Origin of the sequence: Brevundimonas sp. (assembly GCF_032017145.1) — a bacterium.
Taxonomy (GTDB): Bacteria; Pseudomonadota; Alphaproteobacteria; order Caulobacterales; family Caulobacteraceae; genus Brevundimonas.
The window spans coordinates 1-19535 of sequence record NZ_DALZQC010000009.1 but is presented as its reverse complement, the minus strand read 5'-3'; the positions used below and the strand labels follow the sequence as shown (position 1 = coordinate 19535).

General features: G+C 67.0%; 17 protein-coding genes and 1 pseudogene. 9 read left to right on the top strand and 9 right to left on the bottom strand.

Annotated elements, in window-relative coordinates; genetic code table 11:
• Positions 1–67 precede the first annotated feature (67 nt).
• From RTU05_RS02930 to RTU05_RS02920, 3 genes are read left to right on the top strand one after another with little or no spacing between them, the layout of a single operon-like run.
• Positions 68–331: a DUF6894 family protein gene (locus RTU05_RS02930; protein ID WP_312491176.1), complete on the top strand. Its 264-nt coding sequence runs from the start codon at positions 68–70 to the stop codon at positions 329–331.
• On the top strand, positions 328–1071 hold the full coding sequence (locus RTU05_RS02925) for a Crp/Fnr family transcriptional regulator (RefSeq protein WP_312491174.1): 744 nt from the start codon (positions 328–330) through the stop codon (positions 1069–1071). The genes RTU05_RS02930 and RTU05_RS02925 overlap by 4 nt, the downstream gene beginning before the upstream one ends.
• 52 nt (positions 1072–1123) lie before the next feature.
• Entirely contained in the window at positions 1124–1792 is a 669-nt protein-coding gene (locus tag RTU05_RS02920) for a helix-turn-helix domain-containing protein (protein WP_312491171.1), read from the top strand.
• Here the strand turns inward: RTU05_RS02920 and glmS are convergent.
• Complete coding sequence (gene glmS, locus RTU05_RS02915; protein WP_312595523.1) at positions 1753–3567, bottom strand: glutamine--fructose-6-phosphate transaminase (isomerizing); 1815 nt, start codon at positions 3565–3567, stop codon at positions 1753–1755. The genes RTU05_RS02920 and glmS overlap by 40 nt on opposite strands.
• Before the next feature lie 165 nt (positions 3568–3732).
• Here glmS and glmM point away from each other — a divergent pair, with 165 nt between their 5' ends.
• From glmM to RTU05_RS02900, 3 genes are all read left to right on the top strand, one after another.
• Positions 3733–5082 (top strand): phosphoglucosamine mutase, encoded by a 1350-nt coding sequence (gene glmM / locus RTU05_RS02910; protein WP_312595517.1) that lies wholly within the window; start codon positions 3733–3735, stop codon positions 5080–5082.
• A gap of 86 nt (positions 5083–5168) precedes the next feature.
• Positions 5169–6104: a HEPN domain-containing protein gene (locus RTU05_RS02905; RefSeq protein WP_312595515.1), complete on the top strand. Its 936-nt coding sequence runs from the start codon at positions 5169–5171 to the stop codon at positions 6102–6104.
• Between the two features lie 684 nt (positions 6105–6788).
• On the top strand, positions 6789–7439 hold the full coding sequence (locus RTU05_RS02900; RefSeq protein WP_312595513.1) for an RNA polymerase sigma factor: 651 nt from the start codon (positions 6789–6791) through the stop codon (positions 7437–7439).
• 100 nt (positions 7440–7539) lie between these two features.
• On the opposite strand, the gene RTU05_RS02895 is transcribed toward RTU05_RS02900, so the two are convergent.
• Positions 7540–9204, bottom strand: a complete 1665-nt coding sequence (locus tag RTU05_RS02895) for a DUF3363 domain-containing protein (protein WP_312595511.1) — start codon at positions 9202–9204, stop codon at positions 7540–7542.
• Positions 9205–9700: 496 nt separating this feature from the next.
• On the opposite strand from RTU05_RS02895, the pseudogene RTU05_RS02890 reads away from it, so the two are divergent.
• Positions 9701–9940 (top strand): annotated as a pseudogene (locus RTU05_RS02890) (phosphoglucosamine mutase); the annotation flags it as partial.
• Between the two features lie 7 nt (positions 9941–9947).
• Here RTU05_RS02890 and RTU05_RS02885 read toward each other — a convergent pair.
• Together RTU05_RS02885 and rph are read right to left on the bottom strand one after the other, a co-directional pair.
• Positions 9948–10436 (bottom strand): hypothetical protein, encoded by a 489-nt coding sequence (locus RTU05_RS02885; RefSeq protein WP_312595509.1) that lies wholly within the window; start codon positions 10434–10436, stop codon positions 9948–9950.
• Between the two features lie 65 nt (positions 10437–10501).
• Complete coding sequence (rph, locus tag RTU05_RS02880; protein WP_312595507.1) at positions 10502–11227, bottom strand: ribonuclease PH; 726 nt, start codon at positions 11225–11227, stop codon at positions 10502–10504.
• 67 nt (positions 11228–11294) lie between these two features.
• Here rph and hrcA point away from each other — a divergent pair, with 67 nt between their 5' ends.
• Both hrcA and grpE read left to right on the top strand, forming a co-directional pair.
• Entirely contained in the window at positions 11295–12389 is a 1095-nt protein-coding gene (hrcA, locus tag RTU05_RS02875; protein WP_312595580.1) for a heat-inducible transcriptional repressor HrcA, read from the top strand.
• A 32-nt stretch (positions 12390–12421) separates the two neighbouring features.
• Positions 12422–13021 carry a nucleotide exchange factor GrpE gene (grpE, locus tag RTU05_RS02870; RefSeq protein WP_409411588.1) on the top strand — a complete coding sequence of 200 codons (600 nt, stop codon included), beginning with the start codon at positions 12422–12424 and terminating at the stop codon, positions 13019–13021.
• A 25-nt stretch (positions 13022–13046) separates the two neighbouring features.
• On the opposite strand, the gene RTU05_RS02865 is transcribed toward grpE, so the two are convergent.
• The 5 genes from RTU05_RS02865 to RTU05_RS02845 all read right to left on the bottom strand — a co-directional run.
• Positions 13047–15317 carry a S8 family peptidase gene (locus tag RTU05_RS02865; protein ID WP_312595503.1) on the bottom strand — a complete coding sequence of 757 codons (2271 nt, stop codon included), beginning with the start codon at positions 15315–15317 and terminating at the stop codon, positions 13047–13049.
• A gap of 54 nt (positions 15318–15371) precedes the next feature.
• A complete protein-coding gene (locus tag RTU05_RS02860; RefSeq protein WP_312595501.1) occupies positions 15372–16271 on the bottom strand; it encodes a dienelactone hydrolase family protein in 900 nt (299 codons plus the stop codon).
• A 132-nt stretch (positions 16272–16403) separates the two neighbouring features.
• Positions 16404–18008 (bottom strand): bifunctional phosphoribosylaminoimidazolecarboxamide formyltransferase/IMP cyclohydrolase, encoded by a 1605-nt coding sequence (gene purH, locus RTU05_RS02855; RefSeq protein WP_312595500.1) that lies wholly within the window; start codon positions 18006–18008, stop codon positions 16404–16406.
• Positions 18009–18086: 78 nt separating this feature from the next.
• Positions 18087–18386 carry a hypothetical protein gene (locus RTU05_RS02850; RefSeq protein ID WP_312595499.1) on the bottom strand — a complete coding sequence of 100 codons (300 nt, stop codon included), beginning with the start codon at positions 18384–18386 and terminating at the stop codon, positions 18087–18089.
• Between the two features lie 23 nt (positions 18387–18409).
• Positions 18410–19535 (bottom strand): heparinase II/III family protein (locus tag RTU05_RS02845; protein ID WP_312595498.1); only part of this gene is annotated, 1126 nt, incomplete at its 5' end.

The following is a 19535-nucleotide window of genomic DNA, read 5'->3' as shown; positions in this document are numbered from 1 at the left end:
ATCACAGAGGGCTGAACCAATCGGCCCGGTGACCGCTTCCTCCCTCGGCTGCTGCCAGGAGGAAAGATTGCCGCGCTACTTTTTTCATACCCAGAACGGCGACTGCATCCGCGACGACCAGGGCGAGGAGCTGAAGAGCGTCGATGCCGCCAGAGAGGAAGCCGTCGCCGTTCTGGGCGAAATCCTGCGGTATCGTGGCGCCTCCTTCTGGACGACCCGCGCCTTCAGCGTCATCGTCACGGATGCGGACGGTCAGACGGTCGTCAGCGTCACCGCAGCCGCTTCCGACGATGCGCCTGACGGGTGGAGCCTGGTGGAAAGGGCCCAATGAGCAGACTTCAAGCCGCTCCCAAGATCACGACCCTGGTCGAGAAACTGTCTCTGCGCGACCGCATCTCTCCCGACGAAATCGAGGCCCTGCAGAAGGCGCTGGAGCCGCCCAAGACGGTCCCCGCCGGCTCGGACATCGTGCGAGAACACACCCGGCCGCTGCACAGCACGCTTTTGATCTCCGGTTTTTCCGCCCGCTATTCGACGCTGGAAGACGGTGCGCGTCAGATCACCGAGATCAATGTGGCCGGCGACTTCATAGACCTGCACAGCCTGTTGATGAAGCAGATGGATCACGGGGTCGTCGCCCTGACCGAATGCGTCATCGCCGAGGCGCCCCACAGCGGCCTGATCGACATTACCGAGCGCCATCCGCACCTGACGCGCCTGCTGTGGCTGGACACCATCATCGACGCCGCCATCCACCGCCAATGGCTGGTCGCCATGGGTCGGCGCAGTGGCCTGGGTCATCTGGCCCATCTGGTATGCGAGCTTTATCTGCGTCTTCAGGCCGTCGGCCAGACCGGCGATCTGACCTTCGATCTGCCTTTGACACAAGCCGTCCTGGGCGACGCGCTGGGCCTGTCGACGGTCCATGTCAGCCGTCTGATATCGGAACTGCGCGGCGAGGGCGTGATCAACTGGTCGGGCGGTCAGATCGATATCCTCGACTGGCGCCGCCTGGCCGAGATCGCCGAGTTCGATCCGACCTATCTGAGGCTTCAAAGCGACCCCGTTTGATCGCTTAACGCATGTTATCGCGCAAAACGCCGTTTGGCGGTCTAGACGATGCATGTCCACGTCGAACCTCGCGCGATCCCTGCTGTCCCTGCTGGCTGTGCAGGGATTGGATGAAGGCGACGCCTTCGACGCCGCGCCCGGCGAGCGCACCAGTCTGACGCGCGACGGCGAACCGCTGGTGACCTTCATTCTCGACGGCGTCGCCGCACGCATCGGGCCCAATGAGACACTGTCGCGCGGCCTGGCCTCAAGCGACGATCTGATCAACTTCGACGCGGTGCTGGGGCGGGGCGAAAAGGAAGTCGCCCTGTGGCTGACGGCGGGACGGTTCCTGACGGTGCCAGCGCGACGGCTGGTCCAGCGCATCGATCGCGACACCCTGGTCGAGGCGACCCTGACCGACCTTCGTCAACGCAACGCCGCCCTTCAGGCCGAGCTGGGGCGTCATGCCGAGCTCAAGGTGACCCAACGCCTGGCCGCCCTTATCCTTGACGTTCACGACCAGGGCGGCGGCGACACGGTATCCCTGCGCCAGAGCGACCTGGCCGACCTGATGGCGGTGCGGCGCGCCAGCGTCTCGACCGCCTGCACCGAACTGTGTGCGGCCGGCGCGCTGCGCCTGCGGCGCGGCGCGATTCAGATCGCCGATGTGGAGGCCCTGCGCGAGACGGCGATCTCGCCTCACTCCACCGTGACGGACTTGGCCAGATTGCGGGGCTGATCGACGTCGGTGCCCTTCTGAACGGCGGTGTAATAGGCCAGGAGCTGCACCGGCACGGCATAGACCAGGGGCGCAATCAGGGGGTGGCAGTCGGGGGCGTGGATGCGGCGGATGCCGACGCCGTGCAGATCCGGGGCCGTTTCGGGCGTGATCATGATGACCGGCCCGCCGCGGGCGGCGACCTCCTGCAGGTTTGAGGCGGTCTTTTCGAACACATCGTCCAGGGGGGCCAGGGCGATGGTCGGGGTTTCCTCGTCGATCAGGGCGATGGGGCCATGCTTCAACTCGCCGGCGGCGTAGCCTTCGGCGTGGATGTAGCTGATCTCCTTCAGCTTCAGCGCGCCCTCCATGGCCAGGGGGAACATGGCGCCCCGCCCCAGGAACAGCACGTCGTCGGCCTTGGACAGATCCTGGACCACGGCGCGGATGCTGTCGCCCATGGTCAGGGCCTCGGCGATCAGGCGCGGGCTTTCGAACAGGGCCTTGACCAGTTCGGCCTCCTGCCCTGCGTCGATCCGGCCGCGCGCCACGCCCGCCGCGACGGCGAGCGCCAGCAGGGCGGCGACCTGGGCGGTGAAGGCCTTGGTCGAGGCCACGCCGATCTCCGGTCCGGCATGGGTAGGCCACAGCACCGCCGCCTCCCGCGCCATGGACGAGGAATGGACGTTGACCACGGCGGCGGTCTGCAACCCTTGCGCCTTGCACCAGGTCAGACTGGCCAGGGTATCGGCGGTCTCGCCCGACTGGCTGACGGCGACCGCCACGGTGCGCGGCGAGACGGCGGGCGAGCGGTAGCGGAACTCCGACGCGATCTCGACGTCGCAGGGCAGACCCGCCAGCTTCTCGAAGGCGTAGCGGCCGATCTGACCGGCGTAGAAGGCCGTGCCGCAGGCCACGATCTGGATGCGGTCGACGGCGGCGAAATCCACGCCCTGCGGTTTGGCCTTGCCGGTCACCAGGTCGAGATATTCCGACAGGGTGTGCTGGACGCTGTCGGGCTGTTCATGGATTTCCTTCTCCATGAAGTGGCGATACTCGCCCTTCTCGACCAGGGCCGAGGAGGCAGAGACCTGAACCACCGCCCGCTCGACCGGCTGGCCCGTCATGTCGAACATCTGGGCGCCACGATGGGTCACGGCCACATAGTCGCCCTCTTCCAGGTAGGAGATCTTCTGCGTGAAGGGGCCCACCGCCAGGGCGTCGGAGCCCAGATACATCTCGTCCTCGCCCCAGCCGACGACCAGCGGGCTGCCGCGCCGGGCGCCCAGGATCAGGTCGTTCTCGCCGTCGATCAGAACCGCCAGCGCATAGGCGCCGGTCAGCCGGTCCAGCGTGGCCTTGAACGCCTCCAGCGGCGGCCGGCCGGTCTGCAGTTCGGCGTCCAGCAGGTGGGCGATGACCTCGGTGTCGGTCTGGCTTTCGAAGACGTGCCCCTCGGCGGCCAGTTCGGCCTTCAACTCGGCGAAGTTCTCGATGATGCCGTTGTGAACCAGCGTCACCCGACCGGCCTTGTGCGGGTGGGCGTTGGCGGTCGTGGGAGCGCCGTGCGTGGCCCAGCGGGTATGGCCGATGCCGACCGTGGCCTTCATCGGATCCTCGGCCAGCACGGCCTCAAGATTGCGGATCTTGCCCTGGGCGCGGCGGCGCTCGACATGGCCGTCGACCACGGCGGCGACGCCGGCGGAGTCATAGCCGCGGTACTCAAGCCGTTTCAGGCTGTCGATCAGCCGGGGAACGACAGGACCGTTGCCAGTAATGCCGATGATGCCACACATGCCAGAGACTCCGCAGAAACGTGGTGGATGAAGCACGCCGCTTTGCACTGGCGGCGATCCGAGGCTAAGCCACACATCAAGCCCCATCGGCCGTCTATGCAATCTTAAGGCGGGCCGCATCAAAAAAGGGGTTTCGGAACGTTACCCGAAACAAAGGACCAGGCCTTGGGCGACAGAAAATATTTCGGCACCGACGGCATTCGCGGACGCGCCAACACATATCCGATGACGGCCGAGGTCGCGTTGCGCGTTGGTCTGGCGGCCGGGAAACTGTTCCGCACCGACGACGACCGCCGCCATCTGGTGGTGATCGGCAAGGATACGCGTCTGTCCGGCTATACGATCGAGCCGGCCTTAGTCGCCGGGTTTGCTTCGGTCGGAATGGACGTACGCACCTTCGGACCCGTGCCGACACCGGGCGTGGCCATGCTGACCCGGTCGATGCGCGCCGATCTGGGGGTGATGATCTCGGCCTCGCACAACGACTATGCCGACAACGGGATCAAGCTGTTCGGGCCGGACGGCTACAAGCTGTCGGACGAGATCGAGCTGAAGATCGAGGCCATGATGGATCAGGGCCTGGACCAGGGCCTGGCGCCGTCGAACAAGCTGGGCCGGGTCAAACGCATCGACGACGCCCAGGCGCGTTATATCGAGATCGCCAAACAGGCCTTCCCCAAACGGCTGACGCTGCAAGGCCTGCGCATCGCCGTCGATTGCGCCAACGGCGCCGGCTACAAGGTCGCGCCGACAACCCTGTTCGAACTGGGCGCCGAAGTCTTTCCCGTGGGCGTGACCCCGAACGGCACCAACATCAACGCCGAATGCGGCTCGACCCATCCGGCGACCCTGGCCGATGCGGTCAAACGCTACCGCGCCGATATCGGCATCGCCTTGGACGGCGACGCCGACCGACTGATCATCTGCGACGAGACGGGTCGGGTCGTGGACGGCGATCAGATTATGGCCCTGGTCGGGCTGGACTGGGCCAGACGCGGCCTGCTGACCGGCGGCGGCGTGGTGGCCACCGTCATGTCCAACCTGGGGCTGGAGCGCCGGCTGACGGCCGAGGGCCTGACGCTGGAGCGGACCAAGGTCGGCGACCGCTACGTGATGGAACGGATGCGCGAGGGCGGGTTCAACATCGGCGGCGAACAGTCGGGTCACATCATCCTGCACGACCACGCCACCACCGGCGACGGCCTGATGGCGGCGCTGCAGGTGCTGGCTGTCTTGGTCGAATCCGGCAAGCCGATGAGCGAACTGGCCCGCCAGTTCGACCCCGTTCCGCAAAAGCTGGAGAACGTCCGCTTCACCGCCGACAAGCCGCTGGAGACCGACACGGTCAAGGCCGCCATCGCTGAGGCCGAAGCGGCCCTGAGCGGTCAGGGACGGCTGCTGGTGCGTCCCTCGGGCACGGAAAAGCTGATCCGCGTCATGGCCGAGGGCGACGACGAGGCGCTGGTGAAGCGGGTGGTGGCCGAGGTGGCCGGGGCGGTGCGGTCGGCGGGCTGAGACCTGCAACACAATATACGCACCTGTGCGGCGTATGTGTGCAACTTCACGGTTCACAGCGTCTGCGTTTTCGATAGACTCACTCAATGCGGTCCGATCTGGAACATCTGCCGGAGCGTCAGCAGCGTGAACTCCAACGCGTTCGCGACCTCCTGCTTGCCGGATTTGAGGCGGCCAGGACAAGCGGCGGCGGCGCCAACTCAAGTTGGCGACGCGGCGGCCAGATCCTCAAGATCATCCTGTTCGGGTCGTACGCACGGGCGGACTGGGTGGACGAACCGGAGAATGGCTATCTCTCGGACTTCGACCTCCTGATCGTGGTCAACCACGAGAAGCTGACGAACATCGCCGACTACTGGTGGAATTCTGAGGATGAGATCCTTCGCGACCCCGCCATCGGGCGAACCGTCAATCTTATCGTCCACGATCTTCAAGACGTGAACGACGCCCTGCGTCGAGGTGAGTACTTCTGGACCGACATCGTCCACGATGGCATCGCCCTCTACGAGATTCCCGGCCATGCCTTCGCTCCGCCACAGCCGATGACGGCTCAGGCCGCTGCCGAAATGGCAGAACGCCATTTTGAAGTTAAGTCGGCAGACCTCAGGCGGTGGATCGATTCGGCTGAATACCAAACTGGAAAGGCTGCCGCGGACGAAGGCTTCCGCAAGCTGGCCGCCTTCAGCCTGCATCAGGCGGTGGAGACCGCCTACGCCTGCTTCCTCCTCATCCACACCTTCTATTTCCCGCGCTCTCACAATATCAAGTTCCTCCGCTCGCTCGCCGAGGCCGTGAACGTGGGGTTGGTTGAGGCCTGGCCGCGTGAAAGCCGCTTCGATCGCCGCCGGTTCGAACTGCTGAAGAGGGCCTATGTCGAAGCCCGCTACAGCGATCAGTACGACGCCTCGGCCGAGGATCTGGACTGGCTGATGGCTAGGGCGAAACACCTGCGTGATAGGGTCGCAGAATCAAGTCGGGCGCGCGTCGAGAACCTTCGGGTGAAAGCAGAAAGCTCGAGATAGGTCGCAGCCTTGGAAGCCAGAGATGCAACTGCGGCAGTCGAACACGAAGACCGTCTTCTGAACCGAAAGGAAGCGTCACGTGAACTCGCCGCCCTGGGCATCCAACTCGCGCCTTCGACTTTTAGCAAAAATGCTGTGCCTCGGTTTGAATGGTCCGCCTTACATCCACATTCGTAAGCGCCCTTATTATCCCAGGCTTCAACTTCGAGATTGGGCCAGGCTTCAGGTCAGCGAGGTGCGTTACTCATCGCGCGAGCCTCGCCCCCCCCCCAGAAGGGCAGAGCGTAGAAGGACAGCGCGGCGCTGATTGTACGCCCTTTGAAGGGTGCATATAAGCTTGGCAAGCGAGGGCCACGGACGCCTGCGTATCCCGGAGACGACGCCCAGGGGCATATTGGGGTCGCCGCCCGTCCCTGCCGAACGCGACTTGAATAGAAGGCTCCCAGAAGGGATCTCAAGTTCTCGGTTTGTGGGTTCGTCCGGATAAGCTAGCGTCCAGATGCCCGGGCGGCCCCCGCGGATGTCCAGGCTTCGGCTAAAGGCGGGGGCGCGTGGCTCAACCATGTTCTCAACGCCCGGCGCATCATCAAGACGCAAGCGAAGGTCGAGGGGGTATCGCGTTACACTTGCCAACGGCGAGTGAATGATTCATCCTGGAGAAGCGTCGCGGAGCGGCGTCGAGGCGTGAGAACCTCGGTTGAGAACAATCCGCAGCCTGCGCTTGTACGCCCATTGGGGCTGCAGCGCGCCGCGCCATTTGCGCTTGCCTCGACCTTGGCTCGACTCCGTCAATTCAGACGGGCGGTCTCGCTGGTCGGAGGCGAATTCGTGACGTCTGGTGGTCGACAGTCGAAAGCTATGCCGGCGCTCTCTAGCGGGAGCGACGCCGAGACCCTTTTCGCTACCTATGGCGCTTGGTTGCTCGGATCGTTGCGACATCGGTATGGCGCCGACCTCGCCGAAGACCTCCTTCAGGACACCTATTTCAATATCCTGCGACAGAAGCGTCCTGTCGAAATCCGTAAACCAAAGGCCTTTCTGCTCCAGGTCGCCCGCAATCTGTTCGTGACCCGTTACCGCCGCGATCGCCGGCGAGAGGAACTGGACGCATGGCAATCGCTTCCCACCAGCCAGGCCGCGGCACAGGACGCATCCCTGCTCCTGAAGGAAGTCGTGCTGAGCCTTCCGCAACCGCTTCGCGACGTCTTCCTGCTCAGCCGTTTCGGCGGCATGAGCAACCAGGAAATCGCCAATCATCTCGGCATCCGGCTGAAAACAGTCGAATGGCGGATGACCAAGGCTCTTGCCCAATGTGCGGCACAGCTGCGGGATTGAGGCCGGGGATCGAGGCTCCCCCCGCCATGCACTTGGACGTCGCGAGCGCGTCCCGAAGCTGACGATAGGGACCCGGCCCTACGGATCCAGAGTAAGTAGGCTAAAGCTCTAGCCCCAAACCCCGGCCCCGCTCTCCGAATCGAAACTCCACACGCCCCGCCTGCAGAACCGCGGTGAGACCTTGGCCACGGCAGGCCTCCAAACCGGCGCGCCACGGCGCTAGCGTTACGACAGAGCGGCTTTCGACCGCCGCATAGGTTCGACCGCCCATGTGAACTCTATCGTTGTAGACGCCTGAGAAGGGCTGTCCCTCCTCGGCCTTTACGACCAACTTCTCGTCCTTCCCAAGCCTCTTGAACTGCGCCTCGATCTCCATTTTCCAGAGGGCGAGCATGTCCTTATCGGTCAGCTTTGAGCCATCGCCGATCCCCCACCCCTTGCGAGCCTCCGCCCGTTCCTGTCCCAACCTTCTGGCTTCATCCGCCATAGACCCCAAGCCGGGATCAGGTTCGAGGCCGCCGGCGACCCGGTCCAGCCAGGTGACGCCCCGCGCTTCGGTCTGGAGGGGTAGAGGCCTGACGTCGAGCACGCGGACGTCCGCATCGGCAGGACCATGTCGCGCCTGATCCGCTGCCAACGCCCGCGAGACGTAGTCGGGTGGAATGGCGAACCGGCCGTCGCCCCGAGGCTCGACCGCGCCTTCGCGGCGCATCGCTTCGAGCCGTCGAAGATGGCGCTCGATGAAAACCGGCCGATCTCCGGGCCGGACGGCGAGATGATCGGCTTTAGAATAGACGCCATTTCTCAGTTGCGCGATCTGAGCGATGGTCCGGTCTGAAGCCCTCTCCCTCCACGGCCTTCCCCGCAGTTCGATGAGGGCCCGCTCGGGCACGCGATCCAGGATCATAACGCGATCCAATGACGCCAGCCGGACGTGCCCCAGACGACCATCCATGGTCTCAAGCACGAGCAACTGGGCCGCCTTCTTGTGCCATTTGAGCGGCTGAACGCCGGCGTAAGCGCCAACGATCACCTCGCCTTCCGAGAGGCTCAGCGATTCAAGGCGATGAGTCTGCCCGCCCCAGAAGCCGCCCCATATGGCGCGCGTTGCGGCGGCTTCACGCGCCTCCTGTTCGCCGACACTTCGCAGGATATCGCGCAGATTTTCAGGAAGGGTCCAAAGGCCTTGGCGATCTCGGGTTGCCCATCCCCGACGCTCGAGATGGACCAGGCGGCGCTGTGCGTTGGCGCGTTCTCCGCTGTCCAGACCCTCGAGGTTGACCCGTCCGTCGTCCTGCCGTCGCAGAAGCGTGTCGTCCATCGCGGTCAGCCGGTCCACCGTCAGATCGCGGGAGGAAGCCGTCCGGTCGGATCTCGGGCCCAGGATCTTAGTCGTCAGGGCCTCGCACCGGCTGCGCAGGCCATGCGCCGCATAACCGCGGCTGAAGACAAGGTCGCGCCCATCGTCCCGCACACCGCGTAAGATAATGTGGAGATGAGGACGTCCGGTGTCGTAGTGCGCAACGGCAAGCCATTCGAGCGGCGTGCCGGTGTCGACCTCAATCTGTTTCATCATCCGCCGTGCGAACGATCTGACGTCCGCAAGCTCTTGTCCATCCTCCGGATTCACGACAATCCGATAATGACGGCGGTCGTCGGCCCACCGATCGACCTGCGCCCTGGCGTCAGGCCGGTCCTCCAGCGGCCCGAAGAACACGGCTCTCGCCCCGTCCTCGCCCGCGCCCTCCCGTCCGAAGTACCGCACGCAGGCTTTCAATGACGCGCGCGCTTTTGGTGTCCTCATTACAACCTTGACCCTGATGAAGACGCGTCGTGACGGCCCGGCGCCCCGGAAGGCCGGCCGGACCCGCTTCACGACCGTCTTGGCGGCAAAATGTCGTGTTCGCGCTCTGGAGGGCATCGACGCTGTCGCGTGTCCGGGGAGGAGAACAGTCCCGTGGGGATACTGATCTCGGTACGCCGTCATTGACGGACGAAATGGAAAATCGTCAGGATCGTGAGGTGTGGCCATGGAGGAACCTGTCGTCAGCGACCGGTTTTTCCGCAAACCGTCCACCGGTCGCCGAGCAGCTTTGCGGATAAAATCGCGCCTGTCCCTCCCTGAGTTATTCCCTCCGATTGACGGCGTTTGATCACCTTTGATTGGCGCGCATCGCGATCAGTTATGTTTTGGCGTTCAGACCTGGACGCTTAGAAGACCGCCCATCGCATGCTCTTCGCCGCCGCAAATCAGCCCGCGATTTCGAGTCGTGCCGCAAAAGCTGGAGAACGTCCGCTTCACCGCCGACAAGCCGCTGGAGACCGACGCGGTCAAGGCCGCCATCGCCGAGGCCGAAGCGGCCCTGAACGGTCAGGGACGGCTGCTGGTGCGTCCGTCGGGCACGGAAAAGCTGATCCGCGTCATGGCCGAGGGCGACGACGAGGCGCTGGTGAAGCGGGTGGTGGCGGAGGTGGCCGGGGCGGTGCGGTCGGCGGGCTGACCGGCCGCTAGCTGCGGCACTCCGCCGGCGGATTGCCGTCGCCCTGCCACAGTTTGCACGATCGCTCGATCTCGCCCTGGATCAGGGCGCAAGGGTTGGCGGCGTTGCAGGGCGGGCGGGTCGCGGGGCTGACGCGAATGCAACGTTCGACCAGCCGCGCGGCGGCGGCGGAGCCGATGGCGTCGCGACAATTCTGCACGTCTCCGGGCTTCATGTCCCAAGCTTCCGGTATCGATGGCCGCGATGCCTCTGCATCAGGCGCTGAGGTCGCTTCGGTCGGCGGCTGGGCGGGCGCCGGCTGCGGCTCTGGCTTTTCTGGCGCGGGGGTCTGCGGGGCGGGCGCAGATGTAGGCGCGTCCGGCGTCAGGGGAGTCGCCTCGATGATGTCGCCGCCCGACGAGCCGCTCGCGGACGCGGGCTGGGCGGGATCGGCGCGCTGACAACCGGCCGCGACCAGGGCGCAGACGATCAGCGAAAGCCAGGGGGACCGACGCATCGACTTGTCTCCGTTCGGGATCGACGCGCCGACGATGCCCTAAAGCGCCCGACGTGCGAAACTCTTTATCGTTTCGCCGCCGCCAGCGCCGCCTTCTGCAGGGCGAACAGTTCGGTGCAGCCGATCTCGGCCAGGGAGAACAGACGGTCGAACTCGGCGCGCGAGAAGCCGCGCTTTTCGCCGGTGGCCTGGACCTCTACGATCTGACCCGATCCGGTCAGGACGAAGTTGGAATCCGCCTCGGCCTCCGAATCCTCTTCATAGTCCAGGTCCAGCACCGGCACACCGTCGCAAACGCCGCACGACACGGCCGCCACCTGATCCGTGATCGGATCGGCCTTCAGCACGCCTTCGTCGCGCAGATAGTTGAGCGCCAAGCTCATGGCGACCCAGGCGCCGGTGATGGAGGCGGTGCGGGTGCCACCGTCGGCCTGGATGACGTCGCAGTCGATCAGCACCTGACGCTCGCCCAGCGCCTTCAGGTCGACCACGGCGCGCAGGGAGCGACCGATCAGGCGCTGGATTTCCTGGGTGCGGCCCGACTGTTTGCCCGTGGCGGCCTCGCGGCGTCCGCGCGTGTGGGTGGCGCGCGGCAGCATGCCGTATTCGGCCGTTACCCAGCCCTGGCCCGAGTTGCGCATCCAGCCCGGCACCTTGTCCTCGATCGAGGCGGTCACCAGCACCTTGGTGTTGCCGAAGCTGATCAGGCACGAGCCCTCGGCGTAGCGGTTGACGCCGGTCTCGATCGTCACGAGACGCAGTTGGTCGTCGGTGCGTTGCGAATGGCGCATGAGAGCCCTCCTTGGGAAGTCTGGCCTTGGAAGCCGTGGCGGCGGTGCTTATCCTGAAACGGTGAGCCTGTATGCCCCGAAAAGCCCGCCGTTTGACCCGGGCCAGTCCCTTGCCGGGCTGGCCGGGCTGGACGCGCGCGCGCGCGACATCTTCCGGCGCATCGTCGAATCCTATCTGGAGACGGGCGAGCCGGTGGGGTCGCGGACCTTGTCGCTGGGCGGGGTGGCCCTGTCGCCGGCCTCGATCCGCAACACCATGCAGGACCTGACGCTGGCGGGCCTCTTGGCGGCGCCCCACACCTCGGCCGGGCGTATCCCCACCCACGCGGGCCTGCGTCTGTTCGTGGACGGTCTGCTGGAGGTCGGCGACCTGACCGCCGAGGAACGACGCGAGATCGACGGGCGTCTGGCGGGCCGAGGACGCAACTTCGACGCCGCCCTGGACGAGGCGTCCAACCTGCTGTCCGGCCTGGCCGGGGGCGCGGGCGTCGTCTCCAGCCCGGTGCGCGACGCGGGCGTCAAACACGTCGAGTTCGTGGCCCTGGGCGGCGATCAGGCTCTGGCCGTCATCGTCGCCGACGACGGCACGGTCGAGAACCGGATCATGAGCCTGTCGGCGGGGGTCACGCCCTCGACCTTGACCGAGGCGTCCAACTTCCTGAACGCGCGCCTGCGCGGCCGGCCTTTCGCCGACGCCAGGCGCGAGATGACCCAGGAGCTTCAGGCCGCCCGACGCGAACTGGACCAGACCGCCGCCCGCCTGGTCGAGGATGGTCTGGCCGCCTGGTCGGGCGGACCGGACCGCGAGCGCGCCCTGATCGTGCGCGGCCGGGCCAATCTGCTGCAGGACCGCGAAGGGCTGGCGGATCTGGAGCGGGTGCGCGTCCTGTTCGACGATCTGGAGCAGAAGGAACAGCTGATCGGCCTGCTGGACGGGGTGGATGCGGCGCAGGGCGTGCGCATCTTCATCGGGGCCGAAACACGCTTGTTTTCACTTTCGGGTTCCGCCGTGATCGCGGCGCCCTATATGAGCGGCCGACAGCGGGTTCTGGGCGCCATAGGCGTCATCGGCCCCGCAAGACTGAACTACGCCCGTGTCATTCCGTTGGTGGACTATACCGCCCGGGTGCTGGGCCGAATGCTGGACGGGAACGAGACGTGAGCGACAAGCCCCTTAACGACGACATCAACGCCCTGGACGCAGAGGCGGCCGAGACCAACGCCGAACACGGGCTGGACGCCCACCCGGCGGACGACCTGGCCCCGCTGGACGCCGTGATCGCCGAGCGCGACGAGTGGAAGGACCGCGCCCTGCGCGTCGCCGCCGATATGGAGAACCTGAAGCGCCGCGCCGAGACGCAACAGAACGACGCCCGCGCCTTCGCCATTCAACGCTTCGCCAAGGACCTACTGGGCGTCGCGGACAATCTGGAACGCGCCCTGATGGCCGCGCCGAAGGACTCCGAGGGCGCCACCGCCGGTCTGGTGACCGGGTTGGAGCTGACCCAGAAGGCCTTGTTGCAGGCGTTCGACACCAATGGTCTGAAGCGCGTGGCGCCGGGACCGGGCGAAGCCTTCAATCCGCACCTGCACCAGGCCATGATCGAACAGCCGTCCGACACCGTGCCTGGCGGCACGGTGATCCAGACCATGCAATCCGGCTTCGAACTGTTCGGCCGCACCGTGCGTCCCGCAATGGTGGTGGTCGCCGCCAAGGGATCGGGCGGCCAAGCCCCCAATCCCTATGGAGCAGCCCCGGCGTCCGACGGTCAGGCCTTCGACGGCAAGGCCTGAGTCCGGCGCCGACGCGCGGCGTCGGTCAGAACCGGCGCCGCCATCCGCCGATCAGGGCGAACTCCGGCGCGGCGTCGGCGACGTGGCGCGGCTCGCGGCTGGCCACGGCCTGAAGCGTCACGCTGGAGCCGTCCCACAGATACCGTTCGCCGCCCAGGATGAAGTCGATCTGGCGACCGCTGGGCGCCGCCGAGAAGCTGCGTCGCGAATAGGTCAGCGGGTCGAAATAGTCGGCCGGGACATCGGCGAGATAGGCCGAGAAGCGGCCGCTCTCGATCCTGAGCGGCTGGGCCAGGGTGAAGCTGATCCGGTCGCACAGGGCCGAACAGGCGGTCAGCAGCCCCAGCCGCCAGTTCGAACTGATCGCCGCCCGATCCATCGACAGGAACCGCCCCTCGATTCGGGTCGATCCCAGCCCCGCCTCTCCGACCAGGCGCAGACCCGGCGTCAGGGTCCAGTCGCCGCCTAGCGCATAGAAGGCCGTTCGCGACGGCAGGGCGAAGTCCGATCCGCCGGGCAGGAAGGCGCCCAAGGGCCCCAGCCGTTCGTCCAGGGCGCCGACGCTGAACGACAGGCCGCCGTCGGCGCCGCGCCAGCCGATCGAGGCGCGGTTGTAGGTCGAGGCGTCCTGCTCCACCCGGCGCAGCGGCATCCGGCGGTCGCCGCCGCCGCTTTCGGCCGAGACGGTCACGGCGCCGAACCGCATCGCGCCGCGCACCGCGTGGTCGGCCTGGGCCAGGGCGGCGAATCCGTCGCCAGCCGTTCCGCCGAAGGGCGAAACCGCCCCGCCGCGACCCTGCCAGGCCGAAAAGTTAAGCCGCCCGCTGTCCAGGTTCAGCATGGCTTCCTGGCGCGGCTCGTCGCCCATCCAGGGCGCATCGTAGAGGTCGTGACGCGGCGCAATGGGCTCGGGCGTCGGGGCGGGCTGGGCGGCGATCAGGTTCAATCTGCCGCCGCCGGACAGGGCCAGGCTGATCGTCGCCGTCTGGTTCTGTTCGAACGGCGCCGGCTGATACGACCGGCTGGGCGCCGTGGGATAGGCCCCGCCCAGCTGGACGGCGAACATCCGGTCATAGGCGTCGTACAGCACCGTGTTCAGCGCGCTTTGCCGACCGAAGGCGTCGCCGAACGCGCCGCCGATGAAGCTGCCGGGTTTGGTGGACATCTTGATGGCGCCGCCGTCCGCCATGGGGGTGGAGGTCGTTCCCACCGGCCGGAAGGCGCCGGCCAGGTCCAACAGGCCGCGCCCATAGACGATGTCGGTTCCGGGATCGCCGGCGTCCCGCGCCGTATCGAACAGGATGGCCAGCGCCGCCTTGGCCGTCAGATTCGGAAAGGCCTGCATCAACAGGGCCAGGGCGCCCGATACGTGCGGCGCCGAAAAGGAGGTGCCGTTGACGACCCAACACGAGGTCCCTTCGCAACCCGTGAACACCTTCTCGCCCGGCGCGGACAGATAGGCCGTGGCCGTATCGCCGGCCTTGTTGGAAAAGCTGGACATGACGTCGGTCGCGCCATGCGAACCGACGGCGATGATGCTGCCGGCATAGCGCGGATCGACCGCATATCGGGCGGGCCAGCCGGGATTGGCCTCGCCGTCATTGCCGGACGAGGCGACGATCACCGCCCCGGAGTTGACCGCGCGCAGCAGGGCGGCCTCGAACGCCGAGCCCAGCCGTCCGTCGCCCCCCAGCGACATATTGATGATCTTCACCCCGTTTGCGACGGCGTAGTCCAGGGCCCGCACCAGATCCGAGCTGGTGAAACAGACCTTGTTCTCCTTGTCCTTGCAGTCAGAGATGTCGGTGCGGATCGACAGGATGGTCGATTGATAGGCCACGCCGATCGTGCCGAACCCATTGAAGTTGGAGGCGATGACGCCCGACACCCGCGTGCCGTGGCTGCTGGATTCGACGTAGGGGGTGTTGCGGCCGGAGACCACGTCGGTCGAGGCGCTGGAAATCCGCCCCTCCAGCTCCGGCATGGTGTTGGCGATGCCGGAATCCACCACCGCGACCGTGATCCCGGCGCCCGTGGCGCCCGACTGCCAGGCCGACTGAACCTTGATGTTGGCCAGACCGTAGCTGCGCAGATATTCGCTCGATGAGGCGGTGGGCGGCGGCGGAGGAGGTGGTGGTGGCGGAGGAGGCGGAGGCGGAGGCGGAGGAGGCGGAGGTGGGGTGATCGTGCCGCCGCCACCATTCCCACTCCCACCGCCGCCGCCACAGGCCGCCAGCGGCAGGACCATCAGGCCCACGCTCAAGATCATCGCCGCCCGGCGTCGCAATCCGGTCATCGCCCGACCCTCCCGCTCAAGGCCGCCCTCCGCAGCCCGTCATTCACTAACGCCCTAATTCTTTAACGCTTTATCGAAGGTCGCCAGCAGTTTGGACCAGCCGTCGCGCGCGTCCGCCTCGGCGTAGCTGGCGCGATAGTCGGCGTGGAAGCCATGTGGCGCATCGGGATAGACCACGATCTGGCTGCCGGTCTGACCGGAACGCTCCAGGGCCTGGCGCATCCGCTCCACGCTGGCCAAGGGGATGCCCTGATCCTGGCCGCCGTACAGGCCCAGCACCGGCGCCTTCAGGTCGTCGGCCAGATCGACCGGCCAGGGCTGGCCTGCCGAAACCTGGGCCGGGGTCGCGTCGGGCGCGGGCGCCAGCCGGCCGTACCAGGCCACGCCCGCGCCGATGGCGCTGAACCGGGCCGCCGCCTGCCACACTACCTTGCCGCCCCAGCAGAAGCCGGTGATCCCCACCTTGCCGTCCCTGGCCCAGCCCTGCCGGCTGGCCCATTCCAGCGTCGCCGACAGGTCGCCCATCACCTGCTCGTAACCGGCCGCGCCCACGATCTGCATGATCCGCTGCATGTCCGAGAGCGGCGCGGGGTCCTCGACCCGGTTGAAGAAGGCCGGCGCGATGGCGGCGTAACCCTGTTTCGCCAGCCTGCGGCAGACGTCACGGATGTACTCGTGAACGCCGAAGATTTCCGACACCACGACCACCACCGGAAAGGGCCCCGATCCTTGCGGCCGCGCCACATAGGCGGGCAGGTCGAACCCGTCTGGCGCGGCATAGGTCACGGTTTCGGCAGCCAGGTTCGACGCATCGGTCGTGATCGGCTTGGCCTCCCTGGCCAGGGCCGCAACAGCATAGCCGGAAAACAGCAAGCCCCCCAGCGCCCCCAGGCGTCGTCGGCTCAGCTTCAGATCGTCGGCGGTCTGGCCTTCGGGACGGATCAGGGTGGTCATCGCACGCTCCGGAAAGGGGGAGCGGTCAGAGCATCACGCCCCTTCGTCGGCGTCCAGTCACGAACGCGAGGCTGCCGGTCGTACGAGGAGGACCGCCCGCGCCGCGCGCGGTCGCGCCCTTATCGTCAACCATCAGTGCCGGAAGACGCGGATCCCGGTGAAGGCCATGGCGACGCCCTTCTCGTCGGCGGCGGCGATCACCTCGGCGTCGCGCATGGAGCCGCCCGGTTGGATCACCGCCGTCGCGCCGGCCGCGACCGCTTCCAGCAGACCGTCGGCGAACGGGAAGAAGGCTTCCGACGCACAGGCCGAACCTTCCGCCAGCGATTGCGTCAGACCCTTGGCTTCTCCGGCCTCCTTGGCGCGGATGGCGGCGATACGGGCTGAATCGCGGCGGTTCATCTGGCCGGCGCCGATGCCCGCCGTCTGGCCGTCCTTGGCGTAGACGATGGCGTTCGACTTGACGTGTTTGGCCACGGTGAAGGCGAACAGCATGTCCTGGATTTCGGTCGGCGTCGGCTGGCGCCTGGTGACGATCTTCAGGTCGGACGGTTTGATCAGGGACCGGTCGCGGGATTGGACCAGGAAGCCCCCGGCGACCGAGCGGAACACCTCGCCCGCGCCATGCGGATCGGGCAGGCCGTCGGTGATCAACAGGCGCAGGTTCTTCTTGGCGGCGAAGACGGCCTTGGCCTCGTCATCCGCGCCCGGCGCGATGACGACTTCGGTGAAGACGCCCGTAATGGCCTCAGCATCTGCGCCGTTCAGCGGACGGTTGACCGCGATCACCCCGCCGAAGGCCGAAACGGCGTCGCATTCCAGCGCGCGGGCATAGGCTTCGGACAGGTCCTTGCCGACGGCCACGCCGCACGGATTGGCGTGTTTGACGATGACGACGGCGGGCTGTTCGAACTCGGCGACCAGCTCATAGGCGGCGTCGGCGTCGGCGATATTGTTGTAGCCCAGTTCCTTGCCCTGCACCTGTTGGGCGTAGGCCACGCCCGGACGACGCTCGCCGGTGCGATAGAAGGCGCCCGTCTGATGCGGGTTCTCGCCATAGCGCAAGGTCTGGGCCAGCGATCCGGCGATGGATTTGCGCGCCGGAGCAACATCTTCAACCTGACCCGCGAACCAGCCGGAGACGGCGGCGTCATAGGCGGCGGTGCGGGCGAAGGCGCGGGCGGCCAGGCGCTTGCGCAGGGCCAGGTCGGTGCTCGCCTGCGACTTCAGCGCCTCCAGGATCAGGGCGATGCTTTCGCCGTCCACGGCGACGGCGACATGGCCGTGGTTCTTGGAGCCAGAGCGGATCATGGCCGGGCCGCCGATGTCGATATTCTCGATGGCCGCCTCGAAGCCGCCGCCGGACTCCACCGTCTTCTCGAACGGATAGAGGTCGATCCAGACAATATCGATGGGGCCGATGCCGTGGGTCGCCATCGCCGCCGCATGGGTCGGGGCGTTGCGCACGCCCAGCAGGCCGCCGTGGACGATGGGGTGCAGCGTCTTGACCCGTCCGTCCATCATCTCGGGGAAACCCGTCAGATCGGCCACGTCCTTGACCGGCAGGCCGAGTTTCTCGATGGCCGCCTTGGTGCCGCCGGTCGAGACCAGTTCGACGCCCAGATCGTGCAGGGTGCGCGCCGCATCCTCCAGCCCGGCCTTGTCGGACAGGGAGATCAGGGCGCGCTGCGGCTTCACCTGATCGGGCGCGGGCGGAAAGTCGGGAGCGGCAGGCATGAGGCGGCGTCCGTGAAGGCAGGGAGGATGGCGGGGCCTCTAGCACCGCTGGCCTGATGCGTCATCCAAGACCTCGCATCAGAACGGATCGACGACTTCGGGCCGTTTGGGATTGTGCAGATAGGTCAATCGCCCGTCGGCCCCGAAGTTGGCTCCGATCACATGGCGCGTGATGGCCAGGCCTCGCAGCCGCTGATATTCCCACCGAACGATCCGCAGACCGTCCGGCCGCAGATAATCGAAACTCGGCTCGCCGAGGGCGGCGACGGCTTCCTCAGGCGTCGTCTGGCCAATGACAAAGGTATTGCTGCGCTCGCTGTCGAAAACCTGGCCGCGTGTAGCGCAGGATGCGATCAGGATCGACGCCGCCAAAAGCAAGCCAATCCTGATCCCGGCGCGTGTCACGCCGGATCCCCGCTTGCGCCCGCCGGGCTCAGCTTCCAGCGGATCTTGGTTTCGCTGTCGGTGCGGGCCGAGCCGCGCACCACGATCTGCAAGGACCGCCGGGTCAGGCCGGCGTCGATATGGACGCTGGGTTCGATGGCGACGTCGGGACCATCGGTCCTGAACCACCAGCCCCGGCCCGAGGCGCCGCGCAGCAGGATCGACCGACGGTCGCGCGCCAGAGAGGCCTGCACGCCCGGCTCCAACTGGAAGCGGATGGCGTAGGGGGCCGCGATCTGGCGCACCACATCCTTGCGGCCGGGCGTGGGGAACACCCGCTCCTCGGCGCGCAGTTCGTCCAGCCGCTGGTCCAGATAGAGCCTGCGCTGGTGATTGAGGCCGAACAGATCGGTCCAGCCGTCGTGCTCCATCTCCAGCCACACGGCCCCGTCGCCTTCGCGACGGTCGGCCGTGACATGGATCGGCGGGCCGACCAGCCGGGGCCCCAACAGGTCGCCCTTCCATCCGCCCAACGGCTCGTTCAGCGACCGCTCGCCCAGGGTCAGGGTCGAATGGGCCGGGGTCAGGCGCAGGGCCTGGCGATCCGTGGCGGCCGGCGTCCAGCCCGAGCCGGTCACCAGCCGGTCCTTGCCGCACGCAATCTCCAGCGCCAGCGGTTGGGCGCAGGCCGTCGCGCCCCAGGCGCCCTGAGCCGGCGCGGCCGTGTCGGCGACGATGGTCAGCAGCGGGCTGGCGATACGGGTCAGGCCCGCCACCTTGCTGACCGGGGACGGAGCCTCGGCCTCTTCGTCATGGGCGCGGGCGGCCGCGACCCGCTCGACGCTGGAGGCGCCGCCCCCCTGGAAGCTGGCCAGCCGGCCGTCAGGCAGGGTCAGAACTCGCAAGCCCCGCGTCAGACGGGCGATGGCGGCGGAAACGCCTTCTGGCGTCGGCTCGGACAGTTGCGACAGGGCGTCGTCCAGCGTCAGCAGGTCCAGCAACAGCTCCAGCCCGGCCTCGGGGCTGCGGGAGGCATGGCCGCCGTCGTCCTGGACCGTGATCTTCAGCGCGCCGTCCAGCGACGCCAGGGCGCGCCGACGCAGGCCCTGCCCCGCCGGTCCGGCCAGGACGCAGCCGCCGATG